Source organism: Luteimonas sp. MJ250 (assembly GCF_039548455.1).
GTDB lineage: Bacteria > Pseudomonadota > Gammaproteobacteria > Xanthomonadales > Xanthomonadaceae > Luteimonas.
On the sequence record NZ_JBCLVB010000007.1, the window covers coordinates 19,233 to 34,840 of the forward strand.

12 protein-coding genes and 2 tRNA genes are annotated in these 15,608 nt (G+C 70.4%); all 14 read left to right on the forward strand.

Annotated elements, in window-relative coordinates:
* The first annotated feature begins 65 nt into the window (after window positions 1–65).
* The 14 genes from kdsB (at window position 66) to WCE37_RS03150 (ending at window position 15,589) form a co-directional block, all read left to right on the forward strand.
* Window positions 66–878 carry a 3-deoxy-manno-octulosonate cytidylyltransferase gene (gene kdsB / locus WCE37_RS03085; protein ID WP_343278084.1) on the forward strand — a complete coding sequence of 271 codons (813 nt, stop codon included), beginning with the start codon at window positions 66–68 and terminating at the stop codon, window positions 876–878.
* A gap of 71 nt (window positions 879–949) precedes the next feature.
* On the forward strand, window positions 950–2,368 hold the full coding sequence (locus WCE37_RS03090) for a thioredoxin-like domain-containing protein (RefSeq protein WP_343278085.1): 1,419 nt from the start codon (window positions 950–952) through the stop codon (window positions 2,366–2,368).
* Entirely contained in the window at window positions 2,365–4,242 is a 1,878-nt protein-coding gene (gene uvrC / locus WCE37_RS03095) for an excinuclease ABC subunit UvrC (protein ID WP_343278086.1), read from the forward strand. The genes WCE37_RS03090 and uvrC overlap by 4 nt, the downstream gene beginning before the upstream one ends.
* On the forward strand, window positions 4,239–4,835 hold the full coding sequence (gene pgsA / locus WCE37_RS03100) for a CDP-diacylglycerol--glycerol-3-phosphate 3-phosphatidyltransferase (protein WP_343278087.1): 597 nt from the start codon (window positions 4,239–4,241) through the stop codon (window positions 4,833–4,835). Before uvrC ends, pgsA begins: the two co-directional genes overlap by 4 nt.
* Before the next feature lie 73 nt (window positions 4,836–4,908).
* Window positions 4,909–4,984, forward strand: a tRNA-Gly gene (locus tag WCE37_RS03105).
* Between the two features lie 74 nt (window positions 4,985–5,058).
* Window positions 5,059–5,132 (forward strand) — tRNA-Cys (locus WCE37_RS03110).
* Between the two features lie 265 nt (window positions 5,133–5,397).
* Window positions 5,398–7,758 carry an FdhF/YdeP family oxidoreductase gene (locus WCE37_RS03115; RefSeq protein WP_343278088.1) on the forward strand — a complete coding sequence of 787 codons (2,361 nt, stop codon included), beginning with the start codon at window positions 5,398–5,400 and terminating at the stop codon, window positions 7,756–7,758.
* A 114-nt stretch (window positions 7,759–7,872) separates the two neighbouring features.
* Complete coding sequence (locus WCE37_RS03120; RefSeq protein ID WP_343278089.1) at window positions 7,873–8,667, forward strand: CpsB/CapC family capsule biosynthesis tyrosine phosphatase; 795 nt, start codon at window positions 7,873–7,875, stop codon at window positions 8,665–8,667.
* A gap of 55 nt (window positions 8,668–8,722) precedes the next feature.
* Window positions 8,723–9,421 carry a polysaccharide biosynthesis/export family protein gene (locus tag WCE37_RS03125; protein ID WP_343255420.1) on the forward strand — a complete coding sequence of 233 codons (699 nt, stop codon included), beginning with the start codon at window positions 8,723–8,725 and terminating at the stop codon, window positions 9,419–9,421.
* A gap of 43 nt (window positions 9,422–9,464) precedes the next feature.
* A complete protein-coding gene (locus tag WCE37_RS03130) occupies window positions 9,465–11,765 on the forward strand; it encodes a polysaccharide biosynthesis tyrosine autokinase (RefSeq protein WP_343278090.1) in 2,301 nt (766 codons plus the stop codon).
* Window positions 11,766–11,790: 25 nt separating this feature from the next.
* Complete coding sequence (locus tag WCE37_RS03135) at window positions 11,791–13,233, forward strand: J domain-containing protein (RefSeq protein ID WP_343278091.1); 1,443 nt, start codon at window positions 11,791–11,793, stop codon at window positions 13,231–13,233.
* A complete protein-coding gene (locus WCE37_RS03140; protein ID WP_343278092.1) occupies window positions 13,230–14,492 on the forward strand; it encodes a hypothetical protein in 1,263 nt (420 codons plus the stop codon). Before WCE37_RS03135 ends, WCE37_RS03140 begins: the two co-directional genes overlap by 4 nt.
* A 72-nt stretch (window positions 14,493–14,564) precedes the next feature.
* On the forward strand, window positions 14,565–14,933 hold the full coding sequence (locus tag WCE37_RS03145; RefSeq protein ID WP_343278093.1) for a hypothetical protein: 369 nt from the start codon (window positions 14,565–14,567) through the stop codon (window positions 14,931–14,933).
* Window positions 14,934–15,148: 215 nt separating this feature from the next.
* On the forward strand, window positions 15,149–15,589 hold the full coding sequence (locus WCE37_RS03150) for a hypothetical protein (RefSeq protein WP_343278094.1): 441 nt from the start codon (window positions 15,149–15,151) through the stop codon (window positions 15,587–15,589).
* Window positions 15,590–15,608 lie beyond the last annotated feature (19 nt).

Here is a 15,608-nt window from a genome sequence, read left to right on the forward strand (position 1 = left end):
GGGAGCGGCTATGGCCGCTCCCGCAAAAGCGCTCCTGCGGGTCGAAGCGGGGCACAATCGGGGGCATGATCAGGCAATCCTTCGTCGTCGCCATTCCCGCGCGCTTTGCCGCCTCGCGCCTCCCGGGCAAGCCCCTGCGCCTGCTCGCGGGCGAGCCGCTGGTCCTCCACGTCGCCCGCCGCGCGCTGGCCGCCGGTGCCGATGCGGTCTGGGTGGCCGCCGATGACGAGCGCATCGCCGAGGCGCTCGCCGACAGCGGCGTCCGCATCGCCATGACCTCGCCCGGGCACGCCTCCGGCAGCGACCGCCTGGCCGAGTGCGCCGCCATCGCCGGCTGGTCCGACGACACCGTGGTGGTGAACCTGCAGGGCGACGAACCCTTCGCGCCCGCCGCCGGCATCCGCGCCGTGGCCGCGGCGCTGGTGGAATCCGGGGCCGAGATGGCGACCCTCGCCACGCCGGTGGACGCCGCCGCCACGCTCGCCGATCCCAACGCGGTGAAGCTGGTCCGCGCCGCCAGCGGCGACGCTCTCTACTTCAGCCGCGCGCCGATCCCCTGGCCGCGCGACGCCTGGTCCACCGCCGAAGGCCGGGCCGCGCTGCCCGCCGGCGGCCACTGGCTGCGGCACATCGGCATCTATGCCTACCGCGCCGGCTTCCTGAAGCGCTTCGCGGCGCTGCCGCCCACGCCGCTGGAGCAGGCCGAATCGCTGGAACAGCTGCGCGCCCTCGAGCATGGCCACCGCATCGCCGTCGCCCTGTCGCCGGAGCCGTTTCCGCCCGGCGTGGATACGCCGGAAGACCTGGCGCGCGCCGAACTGCACTTCGCCGCCGCCCAAGCGGCCCACTCGGCCCATGCCGACCACAGCGACTACTGACCGCTTACGCTCACCGCTGCCCACCGCCCGCCACGCCTCAATTGCCCGAAGGCTTCAAGTAAGATCCAGACATGCAGGCCGCACCCGAATTCCCGCCAGGCATCGACTGGCTCAACACCACCGAGCCGCTGCGCATGTCCCATCTGCGCGGCAGGGTGACCGCGCTCGCGTTCGTCAATGCCGGCTCGGCCTGGTCCAGCCAGACCCTGGTCGACCTCAACCACTTGCGCAACCGCCATCCCGACCGCCTCAACGTGGTCGCGGTGCACGTGCCGCGCTTCGACCACGAGCGCGAGCCGCGGCGCGTGGGCAAGCGCCTGGCGCGCAACAGTTTCGAATTCCCGGTCGGCCACGATGCCGACTGGACGCTGTGGCAGCACTACGGCATCCAGGCCTGGCCCACGGTGGTGCTGATCGATGCCGAAGGCCAGGTGCGCGAGCGCTTCGTCGGCGACGGCCAGCTGCGCGAGATCGATTCCGCCATCAGCCGCCTGCAGGCCGAAGCCACCCCGCGCTCGCTCAACGCCGAACGCATCGAGATGCGCCGCGGCGGCGAACCGCTCCTGCCGCTGCGCTTCCCGGTGGGCCTGGCGCTGTCGGGCAACTATCTGTACGTCGCCGACAGCGGCCACCACCGCGTGCTCGAATGCGACCTCAGCGGCCGCGTGCTGCGCCAGTTCGGCAGCGGCGGCGCCGGCTTCATCGACGGCCCCATGGAGCTTGCCGCCTTCAGCCGGCCGCAGGGACTGTGCATCGAGCGCGACACGCTCTACATCGCCGATACCGGCAACCACGCCGTGCGCCGCATCCAGCTGCGCAGCGGTGACATCGACACCGTGGTCGGCGCCGGCCGCCCCGGCGTGCCGAGCGAAGGCCCGGTGACCGATCCGCGGATGGTCGCGCTGGACCAGCCGCGCGCGGTGTCGCTGGCCGCCGGCAAGCTGCACATCGCGACCGCCGGCGACAACCGCGTCTGGTCCTTCGACCTCGGCGCCCCGGCGATGGCGCTCCTGGCCGGCTCCGGCGCGCTGGCCGTGTACGACGGCACGCGCGAACAGGCCTCGTTCGCCGAACCCGCCTCGCTCGCCGCCGTGCAGCAGCTGGTCTATGTCTGCGATGCCGCAGGCTCCGCGATCCGCTCGGCCAACGTCCGCAGCGGCCAGGTGAGCACGCTGGTGGGCCAGGGCCCTTGGACCCACGGCAGCGACGACGGCGCCCGCGCCAGCGCGCGGCTGCAGCAGCCGCAGGCCATCGCGCTTGATCCCGATGCGCCGGTGCTGTGGATCGCCGACAGCGGCAACGACTCCCTGCGCTCGCTGCGCCTGGGCGGCGGCGAACTCACCACCGTCATCCTGCCGCAGCGCCTGCACGCACCCTGCGGCATGGCCGTGGCCGACGGCGTGGTCTGGATCGCCGACACCGATGCGCACGCCGTGCTTCGCTATGACACCCGGGACGGAAGCCTGAAGCACGTTCCCATCGGCGAATGACCGCGGCCGGCGACCCCGCCGCGCCCGCCTTCGACGGCAAGGACTTCGTCCGCGGCCTGAGCACCGCACCCGGCGTGTACCGCATGTACGCCGCCGACGACAGCGTGCTGTACGTCGGCAAGGCCGGCGCGCTGAAGAAGCGCGTGGCCAGTTATTTCAGCGCCAGCCCCAAGAACGCGCGCACCGCCGCGATGCTGTCCCAGGTCGCGCGCATGGAGGTCACGGTCACCCGCACCGAGGCCGAAGCGCTGCTGCTGGAAAACCAGCTGATCAAGTCGCTCAAGCCGCGCTACAACGTGCTGCTGCGCGACGACAAGAGCTACCCCTACCTGCTGCTGACGCGCGAGGACTGGCCGCGCATCGCACTCCACCGCGGGCCGCAGTCGGTGCCCGGCCGCTACTACGGCCCGTACTCCAGCGTGGTCGCCGTGCGCGAAACGCTCAACCTGCTGCACAAGCTGTTCAAGCTGCGCAGCTGCGAGGACAGCGTCTTCAAGAACCGCACGCGGCCCTGCCTGCAGTACCAGATCGGCCGCTGCAGCGCGCCCTGCGTGGGCCTGGTGGAGGCCGCCGAATACGAGGCCGCCGTGCGCCGCGTGCGCATGTTCCTTGAAGGCCACAGCGACGAGCTGCTGGACGAACTCGGCGCCTCGATGGAGGCCGCCAGCGAACGCCTGGACTTCGAAAACGCCGCCCGCCTGCGCGACACCCTCGCCAGCCTGCGCAGCATGCAGGCGCGCCAGTACGTCGACGGCCACGCCGCGGATCTCGATGTGCTCGCCATCGCCATGCAGGGCGCCAATGCCTGCGTGCTGCTGCTCGCATTCCGCGACGGCCGCAACTTCGGCACCCGCGCCTTCTTCCCGAAAACCAACGGCGTCGATGAGCCCGCCGAAGTGCTGGCCGCCTTCGTCGCCCAGTACTACATCGCGCACCAGCCGCCGCGCGAGATCGTGCTCGACCGCGTAATCGACGATGTCGCGCTGCTTGAAGAAGCCTTCGCCCTGCAGGCCGGCCGCAAGGTCACGCTCAAGACCAGCGTCCGCGGCGAGCGCGCCGGCTATCTCGACCTGGCCCGCCGCAACGCCGAGAACTCGCTGGCCACGCAGCTTGGCAGCCAGGCCGCGCAGGCCGCGCGCGCGGAATCGCTGCGCGAACTGCTGGGCCTGGCCGAGCCGGCAAAGCGCATCGAGTGCTTCGACATCAGCCACACCATGGGCGAGGCCGCCGTCGCCTCCCAGGTGGTGTTCGATGCCGAAGGCCCGGTGCGCGGCCAGTACCGCCGCTACAACATCAGCGGCATCGAGCCCGGCGACGACTACGCCGCCATGCACCAGGCCCTGACCCGCCGCTTCAAGCGCGCCGCCGGCAACGACGACGCCGTGCTGCCCGAGCTGCTGCTGATCGATGGCGGGGCAGGGCAGGTGTCCCAGGCCAGGGCGGTGCTGGCCGAGCTCGGCATTGCCGGCATCACGATCGTGGGCGTGGCCAAGGGCGAAGCGCGCAAGGCTGGCGACGAGACGCTGCTGCTGCCCGACGGTCGCGAAGTGAAGCCCGGCGCCGCGTCGCCCGGTCTGCAGCTGGTGCAGCAGGTGCGCGACGAAGCCCACCGCTTCGCCATCACCGGCCATCGCGGGCGCCGGCAGAAGGCGCGCAGCACCAGCCGGCTGGAAGACATCCCCGGCATCGGCCCGCGCCGGCGTGCGTCACTGCTCAAGCATTTCGGCGGCCTGGGTGGCCTGCGCGCCGCGGGCGTGGCCGAAATCGCGCGCGTTGAGGGCGTCAATCTCGCGCTCGCCGAACGGATTTACGCCACACTGCACGGCCTGGACGCCCCCGCGCCAGCTGCAACGCGACCCCAGAAGGACCCATGAAGCTCACCCTTCCCACCTGGCTGACCCTGCTCCGCATCCTGCTGATCCCGGTGATGGTGGCGACGTTCTACATGCCCTGGCAGTGGAGCAACTTCGCCACCGCCGGCGTGTTCGGCCTGGCCGCCATCACCGACTGGCTGGACGGCTGGATCGCGCGTCGCTACCGGATGTCGTCGGCCTTCGGCGCCTTCCTCGATCCCGTGGCCGACAAGCTGATGGTCGCCACCGCGCTGTTCCTGATCGTGCAGGGCCATCCCACGCCGTGGATGGCGTTCTGGGCGGCGGTGATCGTGGGCCGCGAGATCGCCGTCTCCGCCCTGCGCGAATGGATGGCCGAACTCGGCCAGCGCGCCACCGTGAAGGTCGCCGCCATCGGCAAGGTCAAGACGGTCGCGCAGATGATCGCGCTGCTGGCGCTGCTGTACGCCGTCACCCCGGACAAGAACCCGCCGCGGCCCGAGCCCTGGCTGGGCAACCCCATCTTCCACATCGGCGACTGGATGCTGGCCGTGGCCGCGCTGCTGACCCTCTGGTCGGCCGTCCTCTATCTCCGCGCCGCCTGGCCCGCCCTCAAAGAAGGCGAACACAGCTGAAGTGTTTTTGTGGCGGCTCCCACCGGTTGGGTATTGACAGACTTTTTCTTCTGCCTAAAATAGCCGGCTCAACGCGGGAATAGCTCAGTTGGTAGAGCACGACCTTGCCAAGGTCGGGGTCGCGAGTTCGAGTCTCGTTTCCCGCTCCAGTTTTTGACAAGGCCCCGGAAACGGGGTCTTGTTGTGTCAGGGCCGGCAATTCGCCTGGCGCCAGTTTTACGTGGGCCTCATGGCAGAGTGGTCATGCAGCGGACTGCAAATCCGCGTACGCCGGTTCGATTCCGACTGAGGCCTCCATACAAAAAGCCGCCCCCGAGGCGGTTTTTTTGTTTGCAGATCGCCTTTGTGGGAGCAGCTCTTTGTGGGAGCAGCTATAGCTGCGATTGCTGTCCGGCAGGATCCGACCTCTGATCGCGGTTATGGCCGCTCCCACAGGATCGTCGCTCCATAAGATCGTCGCTCCTACAGTGAAGCGTTTGCGGCGAGGGCAGGGCAGTCCGCACGGAGGCATCACCGGGCCTGCGCGATGCTCGGCCGCAGGCACGCGCGGAAGGAGAGCACGATGGGCAGGAAGCAGGAGCCCCACAACGCACCCACCGGCAGAGAGCAGCAGCCCTACGACGGACCCACCGGAGGCTGGGGTTCGGTGAAATCACTGGCCCGGCACGGACTGCGCCGAGAGGTGCGCACCACCGATGCCGCCGCGGAACTGCTGCGCCAGAACAAGCACGACGGTTTCATGTGCGTCAGCTGCTCCTGGGCCAAGCCGGCCAAGCCGCACCCTTTTGAGTTCTGCGAGAACGGTGCCAAGGCCACGTTCTGGGATCTTGTCAGCGACCGCGCCGACGCGGAGTTCTTCGCCAAACACACCGTCACCGAACTCGCCGCCTGGCCCGAGCATGACCTCGAAGCCGCCGGCCGCCTGACCGAACCGCTGCGCTACGACGCCGCGAGCGACCGCTACCTGCCGATCACCTGGGACGAAGCCTTCGCCTTGGCTGGCCAGGGTCTGCGCGCACTGGCCGACCCAAAGCGCGCCGTGTTCTACGCCTCCGGCCGCGCCTCGCTCGAAACCTCCTATATGTATGCCCTGTTCGCGCGCATGTACGGCAACAACAACCTGCCCGACAGCTCCAACATGTGCCACGAAAGCACCTCGGTGGGCCTGCCGCGGAGCATCGGCGTGCCGGTGGGCACTGTGCGCCTGGACGATTTCGAGTCCACCGCCTGCATCCTCTCCTTCGGCCAGAACGTCGGCGCCAACAGCCCGCGCATGCTGCATCCGCTGCAGGACTGCAGCCGCCGCGGCGTGCCCATCCTCACCTTCAACCCCCTGCGCGAGCGCGGCTGGGAGCGCTTCAAGAACCCGCAGGCGCCGGCCGAAATGCTCACCCCGGGCTCGACCCGCATCAGCGGCTGGTACTACCAATGCCGCGCCGGCGGCGATCCCGCCGTGCTCCAGGGCCTGTGCAAGGCGGTGCTGGAACTCGACGACGCCGCCCGTGCCGCCGATGCACCGCGCGTGCTCGACACCGACTTCATCGAAAACCACACCACCGGCTACGAAGCGCTGGAGCGCCAGCTGCGCGCCCTGCAGTGGCCCGATATAGAACGCGCCTCGGGCCTGTCCGCCGAGCAGATCCGCGAGGCCGCCGAGGTCTACGCCCGCGCCGAATCCGCACTGCTGATCTACGGCATGGGCCTGACCCAGCACCGCTACGGCGTGGACAACGTGCGCCTGCTCTGCAACCTCGCGCTGATGCGCGGCAACGTCGGCCGCGCCGGCGGCGGCGTGCTGCCGGTGCGCGGGCACTCCAACGTGCAGGGCCAGCGCACCGTGGGCATCAGCGAGAAGCCCGAGCTGGTGCCCCTGGACACGCTGGCCGAGCAGTACGGCTTCGAGCCGCCGCGTGAAAAAGGCCTGGACACCGTCGGCACCGTCGAGGGCGTGATCAAGGGCGAAATCGAAGCCTTCATCGGCCTGGGCGGCAACTTCCTGCGCGCCGCGCCCGATACCACCCGCCTGGCCGAGGCCTGGCGCCGCCTGCCGCTGACCGTGCACGTCGCCACCAAGCTCAACCACACCCACCTGGTGCCCGGCGCCACCTCGCTGCTGCTGCCCTGCCTGAGCCGCATCGAATGCGACCTGCAGGGCGGGGTGGGGCAGACCGTCACCACCGAGGACAGCACCGCCTGCTTCCACGCCTCGGTGGGCGTGCAGGACCCGGCCGCCGACACCCTGCTGTCCGAACCCGCCATCGTCGCGGGCCTGGCCCGCGCCACCTTGGACCCCAATCCGCGCGTGCCCTGGGCCGACTGGGTGGCCGACTACTCGCGCATCCGCGACGCCATCGAGGCCACGTACCCCAAGGACTTCCGCGAGTTCAACGCCCGCATGGGCACCCCCGGCGGCATGCCGCGGCCGCTGCCCGCCCGCGAGCGCATCTGGGAGACCGAAAGCGGCAAGGCCCAGTTCCACGCCACCGCCTGCCTTGACGCGGCCGGTTTCGACGACGCCCCCGAGCGCCTGCGCCTGGTCACCCTGCGCAGCAACGACCAGTTCAACACCACCGTCTACGGCTACCACGACCGCTTCCGCGGCATCGAAGGCAGCCGCCGCGTGGTGCTGATGGGGCAGGGCGACATCGACAGGCTGGGGCTCGCCGCCGGCCAGCAGATCAGCCTGGTCACCGACGTCGACGACTGCGAACACCGCGAAGTCGGCGGCTTGGCGGTGACCCCCTACGACCTCCCGCCCGGCTGCATCGGCGCCTATTACCCCGAGTGCAACCCGCTGCTGCCGGCTTCCCACCACGCCATCGACAGCCACGTACCGGCCGGCAAAACCGTCCCCGTCCGCATCAAACTCGAAGTCGACCCCCGCCACATCCCCCCCGGCCCAGCCCCCACCGAACTCCTCTAGGAACAGCTTTTATGGGAGCAGCTATAGCTGCTCCCACAAAAACCCTGTCGCGGCGGCGTCACGGGGCGGTGGTAAAGTGCCGCCCCCACCGCGCCGCCAACGGATTGTGCACGCGTGTATGACCTCCACTGCCACCTGCTGCCGGCCATCGACGACGGCGCCACCGACCTCGCCATGTCGCTTGAAATGGCGCGCATGGCCGTGGCAGACGGCATCACGCTGACCGCCTGCACTCCGCACATCTACCCCGGCCTGTACGAGAACACCGGCCCCGGCATCCGCGCCGCGATCACCGCGCTGCAGGCCGAACTCGACCGCGAGGGCATCGCCCTCAGGCTGGTTGAAGGCGCCGACGTGCACATGGACCACAACCTGGTCGTCGGCATCCGCAGCGGGCACATCCCGACCATCGCCGGCTCCCGCTACCTGCTGTTCGAACCGCCGCACCACGTCGCCCCACCGCGGCTGGAAGAGACGCTGTTCGACCTCATGGCCGCCGGCTACGTGCCCGTGATCACCCATCCCGAACGCCTGACCTGGGTCGAACAGCACTACGAGACCTTCGTCCGCCTGGCCCACCGCGGCAGCTGGATCCAGGTCACCGCGGGCGCCCTGACCGGCCGCTACGGCCGCCGCGCGAAGCACTGGGGCGAGAAGTTCGTCGGCGAAGGCCACTGCCACATCCTCGCCACCGACGCCCATCACCCCACGCGCCGGCCGCCGTTGCTGGCCGAAGCACGCGAGGCCGCGGCCGTCCTGGTGGGCGCTGAAGAGGCTGATCACATGGTGAATACGCGGCCCGCGGGCATCGTGGCCAATGCTGCACCGGATACACTGCCCCCGTTGAAGGCGCCAGCGCCCGTCGCCCCGCACCGCGGCCTGCTGGCCCGGTTCTTGCGTCAAGCCTGATTTGCCCCGATCCGCCGACTCGCCCCGATCCGCCCGCTTTCCGAGGTCCCCCCCCATGAAACAAGCCAGCCGATTCCTGATCGCGGCCGTGTTCGCTTTGCTGCTGGGCGCCTGCGCCTCGGGCGGGAGGAGCAACGTCGCCCACGGCATTGACCTGCCGCCGCCGGACACCACCTCCGCATCGGGCGCCTACGAAGGCGCGACCGATTACCGCGTGGGTTCGCAGGACCTGCTTGAAATCAGCGTGTTCGGCGTGTCCGAACTCGCGCACCAGGCGCGCGTGAACTCCAACGGCATGATCAACGTGCCGCTGATCGGCGGCGTCATGGCCGGCGGCAAGACGGTGCCCGAGCTCGAGAAGGAGCTCGCCGCCAAGTACGCCGATGGCTACCTGCAGAACCCGCAGGTCACCATCTTCATCAAGGAATACACCAGCCAGCGGGTCACCCTGGAAGGCGCGCTGAAGAAGCCCGGCATCTATCCGCTGACCGGCAAGACCTCGCTGCTGCAGGCGGTGGCCATGGCCGGCGGCACCGACGAATTCGCCGATCTCGAGGGCGTGGTGCTGTTCCGCCACGTCAACGGCGAGCGCATGGCCGCGGCCTATGACCTCACCCTGGTGCGCCGCGGCGAGCTCGACGATCCGCAGGTCTTCGGCGACGACGTGATCGTGATCGAGCGTTCCGGCAGCAAGTCGGCGTTCCGCGAGTTCATCCGCTCGGTGCCCGCACTCGGCCTGTTCCTCGCCCTGTAAGCCACCACGCTCCAAGCCCCCAGGTTACGGACAACAGACAGACATGCCAGACGACAATCTTCCGATCCGCCCGGAGGGCGACAGGGACCAGCTTCCGGCGCATCGCGCCGATGCGAACCTGCCCGCCACGGCCGGTTCGCGCGCGCTTGCCATCGAGATGTTCGACGACAGGCGCGGCGGCGACGAAGACGAGATCGACCTGCTTGCCTACTGGCGCATCCTGGTCAAGCGCAAATGGCTGGTGCTGGGCGTGCTGGGCACGGTGGTGGCGCTGGCGCTGATCGCCACGCTGATGATGCCGCCGGTGTACCGCGCCACCGCGGTGCTGCAGATCGACCGCGAGTCGGTGCAGATCCTGCAGGCCGAAGGCATGGGCAACGCCGAGGCCGCGGCCCCCGACTTCCTCACCACCCAGTACGAGCTGCTGAAAAGCCGCGCCCTGGCCGAGCGCGTCGCCAACGAGCTCAACATCGACGGCAACACCCTCGAGCGCCTGGACTCCACCGGCTGGTGGCAGCGCGCCACTGGTGCGCTGCGTCCCGAGCAGCAGGCCCAGGCCGATGACGCCGGCGCCGATGCCGCGGCCGAAGGCGAGGGCGACACCGCCGACCAGCTGGTGGACCTGCGCCAGGCCGTCGGCATCGTCCGCGGTGGCCTGACCATCGAGCCGATCCGCAACTCGCGCCTGGTGCGCGTGCACTTCGATTCCACGCTGCCGGCGTTCTCGGCGCGCGTGGTCAACGCCGTGGCCGACGGCTTCATCGCCCACGCCATCGAGCGCAAGTTCGACGCCTCGTCCTACGCCAGCAAATACATCGAAGAACAGCTGGCCCTGGCCAAAGGGCGCCTGGAGCAGTCCGAGCGCGCGCTGGTGGCCTTTGCCACCAAGGAAAACATCGTCACCAGCGGCGAGGGCAGCCAGAGCCTGGAAAGCCAGAACCTCGGCGCGCTCAATACCGCGCTGGCCGCGGCGCAGGACGACCGCATCCGCGCGCAGGCCGCGTGGAGCCAGGTTTCGGGCGGCGGCCAGCTGCCGGCCGGTGCCATCGGCAACTCCATCCTCAACACCCTGCAGCAGCAGCGGGCCACGCTGAACGCGCAGTACCAGCAGCAGCTCAAGACCTTCAAGCCCGAATACCCGACCATGCAGGCGCTGAAGGGCCAGGTCGATGAAGTCGACCGCCAGATCGCGCAGGAGCGCGCGTCGGTGCGCGCCAGCATCAAGGCCGAGTACGACGCCGCGCAGACGCGCGAGAACATGCTCGTGGCCCAGCTCGACACCCTCCGGGACCGCACGCTGGACGTCGACAACCGCTCGATCGACTACAACATCCTGCGCCGCGAGGCCGACACCAACCGCCAGCTCTACGACAGCCTGCTGCAGCGCTACAAGGAAGTGGGCGTGGCCGCCGGCGCCGGCGTCGGCACCAACAACATTTCCATCGTCGACCGCGCCATCGCGCCCACCGGCCGCTTCAAGCCCAACCTGCCGCTGAACCTCGCCATCGGCCTGATGCTGGGCCTGATGCTGGGCGTGCTGGTCGCCTTCGTGCTCGAGTTCCTGGACGACACCCTCAAGGCGCCCGAAGACATCGAGCAGCACCTGCGCCTGGCCGTGCTCGGGATCATTCCGCACCTGAAGAAGCAGAGCGTGGCCGATGCCATGGCCGATCCGCGCTCGGCCTTTGCCGAGGCCTATCGCTCGGTCCGCACCGCGCTGCAGTTCTCCACCGACCAGGGCGTGCCCAAAGTGCTGCTGGTCACCAGCCCCAGCGCGTCCGAAGGCAAGTCGACCACGGCCAAGACGCTTGCGCGCAACTTCGCCCAGCTCGGCAAGCGCGTGCTGCTGATCGAGGCCGACCTGCGCAATCCTTCGCTGCACCGCTCGTTCGGCCTGCGCTCCGACACCGGCCTGTCCAGCCTGCTGGCCGGCGCCGCCAGTGCCAACCAGGTGATCATGGATACCGACGACGAGCGCCTGAAGGTGATCCTGGCCGGGCCACTGCCGCCCAATCCCGCCGAGCTGCTGTCGGGCAGCCGCCTGCTCTCGATGCTGACCGTGGCCGCGGAAAAGTACGACCAGGTGATCATCGACGGCCCGCCGGTGCTGGGCATTGCCGATGCGCCCATCCTGTCCAACGTTGCCGGCGGCACGCTGCTGGTGGTGCAGGCGGGCGAGACGCGCATCAAGACCGCGCAGGCCGCGCTCAAGCGCCTGGCCGCCGCGCGCGCACGCGTGATCGGCGGGCTCATGACCCACTACGACGCCAAGGTTGCCGGCTACGGCTACGATTACGCCTCGTACTATTCCTACGGTACCCAGCCGAAACTGGCCGGGAAGTAGCGGTGGGGCGGGGGCCCGCAAGGGGATGATGGCGAACGCGGGCGAGGCACTTGAACTGGCCATGGGCCTGCTGCGCGCACCGGCGCACCGCAGCGCCCTCCGCGCTCGGCGCCTGCCGCAGGGCATGGACACGCTGCTGGCGATCGCCTCCGGTTCGGCCGAGGCGTGCCGCCGCGCCGCGCAGCACACAGGCTACGACGAAGCCGAACTGCTCGAGGCCAGCCGCTTCTACGTCCAGCAAGTGCTGCTGGCCGAAGACGCCGACGCCTACCGCGTCCTCGGTGCAGACCGCAGCGCCGACCACGCCACCCTGCGCGACCACCACCGCCACCTGCTGCGCTGGCTGCACCCGGACCGCACCGGCCCCGGCACCCAGTGGGACTCCGCCCTCTCGAGCCGCGTCAACCAGGCCTGGAACCTCCTCCGCACCCCGGCCGCCCGCATCCAGTACGACGCCACCAACCCCGTCTCCTCCCCCGAAGCCTCCCCTGCAGGAGCAGCTGCAGCTGCGACCCGTGCGCCCATGGCAGCGGCGACAGCCGCGATGTCTGCCACGCCGCGCTACCTGCACCCCAACGCCGCGCCCCTTTATCCGGAAGGCGAAGCCGCCGCCGGCCAGCGCCTTGCCCCCGCGCCCATCCTGGTCGGCCTGCTCGGCCTCGCCTGCATCGTCCTCGCCTGGCTCGCCTTCACCCGCGAAGACAACTTCGAGGACGTGCGCAGCGGTGCTATCGCGCCGAACCGCATCGCCGCCGCGAGCCCGGCGGCTAACGGTCCGGTGAACGACCTCGCCGCCACCGCGGTAAAGGACCCGGCCGACACCGCGGCAAATGACCTGGCCGACACAGCCGCAAATGACCTGGCGAATGACCTGGCAAATGATCCGGCGAATGACTCGGCCACCAAGCCGGCAAATGACCCGGCAAGTCCGGCAAGTCCGGCGACTCCTGCACCCCCGGCACCCCCGGCCTTCGTGGGAGCAGCTATAGCTGCGATCCCACCCCCCGCCCCAGCCCCACCAGCCACACCCCCACCCCCAACCATCGCACCGGTCACTGCCGCGATCACACCCATACCAATCGCAGCTATAGCTGCTCCTACAAAGGCTGCTCCTGCGGGGGCGGGGGATCCGCTGGGGCTCTTCATGGAGGCGGAAGACATCGTGCGCAGCGTCACCGACTACCTTGCTGCCGACGGCGCGGAGCCTGCCTGGCTCGACCTGCCTACCGGCCTCGAGGCTGCGGGCATCCGCACGCAGTTGCAGGCGCGCCATGCGCGCACCGCGCAGCCGCGGATGCTGGTCGATTCGCCCAACTGGACCCTGGATGCCATGGCCGCGTCCATGCTCGGCGCCTACCGCCTGGACGACCGCCGCGGCACGGTGGAAACCGGCGTGCTGCGCGTCGAGCTGATCCGCATGGACCAGGCCTGGCGCGTGGTCGGCCTGCAGCTGGAGCCTGCCCGATGAGCACCGCACGCTGGATCGCCTTTGCCGCGCTTCTGGCCGCACTGCTCGCCGCCGGCGTGGGCCTGGTCAACACCCACGGCGATCAGGCCGCGCTCGAAGCCGACCTTGCCGCCGCCGAAACCGCCCTTCGCGAAGACGACGCCCCGCGCGCGGCAGCGATCGCCCGCAGCGTGCTTGCGCGCGAACCCGCGCTTGGCCGCGCCTTCGGCATCCTTGCCCGCGCCGAGGACGGGCAGGGCGATGCCGCCGCCGACCGCGCCCGCTACCAGGCCGCCGCCCGCCGCGCCCCGCGCGACCCCCAGGTCCGCGGCTGGCTCGCCACCCGGGCCCTGCAGTCCGGCGATTTCGCCGCCGCCGCGGACCATCTGGATGCCCTGCTCACCGTGGCCCCGGCGCAGCGCAGCGACCTGCTCAAGCTCATCGCCGAGCTCGCCCAGGACCAGGACTTCGCCGATGCCCTGGCCAGCCACCTGCTGCAGCGGCCGCAGTGGCGCCAGGCGATCCTGCGCGCAGCCACCGCCAGCGGCCTGTCCACCGCCGCCGACAACCTGCACGGCGCCCTGCGTGCCGAGGGCGGCCTGGCCGGCGATGAAGCCGCGCGCTGGATCGACGGCATGCTGCGCGACGGCCGCTGGGGCAGCGCCTACGCACGCTGGGTAAGCGGCCTTGCCGACCCCCCCGCGCGCCTGCCCGTGCCCTGGAACGGCAGCTTCGGACGCCCGCCGTCATCGGCCGGCTTCGACTGGCGCGTGCGCCGCACGCCGGGCGTGCTGGTCCAGCGCATCGAACTCGTCCGGCCCGTGCCCGCCACCGCCACCGGTCCCGCCGAGCCCGCCGAGCCCGCCCGTCACGCCGCCCGCCTGCGCTTTCTCGGCCGCCCGGTGGCCAACACTGGCCTTGAAGTGCCGCTGCTGCTCGCACCCGGCCAGCACCTGCTGCAGCTCCGCGCCCGCACCCGCGACCTGCGCTCCGACCAGGGCCTGGAATGGACCCTGAGCTGCGGCGATGGCCGCACCCGCATCGCCAGCGGCGCCCGCATCCGCGAATCCCGCGACTGGGCCGCGCTGGAGCTGCCCTTCACCGTGCCCGAGGGCGAGGGCTGCGAGGGCCAGTGGCTGCGGCTGGTGAACCCGGCCCCGCGCGGCGTCGCCCAGATCCTGCGCGGCGAGCTGGACATCACCGCCGTGGCCATCACCCAGCCGCCGGCGGCAGCGCCGGACGCGGAGCCGCGCACGCCAGCAGCTGCACTGGCACGGTAATTGCGACATACTTCACGGTTCCGCCGCCGAGTCCCGGCCGCGGCCTGGAAAACACCCGCGGAAGGATCCCGAATGCGCCAGCTTGTCGCCGTTTTGAGCTTCACCACGCTTGCCCTGGTCGCCTTCGCGGCGCCTGCCCAGAACGCCGTCGAGGCCACCGCCCCGGCAGCCGAACCCGCCATCTCGCTGGGCATCGACAGCGGCTCGGTGCTTGTCAGCACCGGCGGTGAGTTCAGCCAGGCCGCGAGCGGCCAGGCGCTTGCCCCGGGCCATCGCGTGCTGGTGGCCGAAGGCGGCAGTGCCCGCATGGCGTATGCGGGTGGCTGCCAGAAGGCCCTGAGCACGCCCGGCGTCTACACCGTCACCCCGATTGCGTGGCGGCCGGCGGCCCCCGCGTGGATGGCCGCGTGCTGGCAGGCATCGTGGGCGGTGTTGCGGTGATCGCCGCTGCGGCCGGCGGTGGCGGTGGCGGCGGGTCGCCGCCGGTGAGCCGCTGAGCTGCGCGCCGCATTCATATAAGCGTCGCATCTTGCTGATATTACACACAAAATTCACGCAACTGTCACATCAAAATCCTTGCATCGACGGTTCGTTTTCAGTAGTCTCTATTGCGGCGCAGCATGCGCCACCCCCATACGCACCACTGGAAGGACTCCATGAAAACCCACCGCCTCCTCATTGCCGCCGCACTGGCCACGCTGTTCGCCGCGCCCGCCCTGGCGCAGAGTGAATCCGCAACGCTCCGCATCGACAGCGGCAGCGCCATGGTCAGCACCGGTGGTGAGTTCACCAGCGCCGCATCCGGCACCCAGCTCGCCCCCGGCAGCCGCGTCATGCTGACCGAAGGCAGCCGCGCCACCCTGGTCTATCCCAACGGCTGCACCCAGGCGCTCGGCGCCGCCGGCGTGCACGGCGTGCCCGCCACCTGCGTTGCCGCAGCCGGCAGCTCGGCTGGCAGCGCCACCGCCGGCTCCACCGCCGCGGGCGTCGACATGGGCGCCGTGGGCATCATCAGCGGCGCGGCCGTGCTTGGCGCCGCCGGCCTGAACAGCATGGACGAGCAGCCCTACGTGGCGCCGCCGCCGGTCAGCCGCTGACCCTGGCGGTTTGACACAG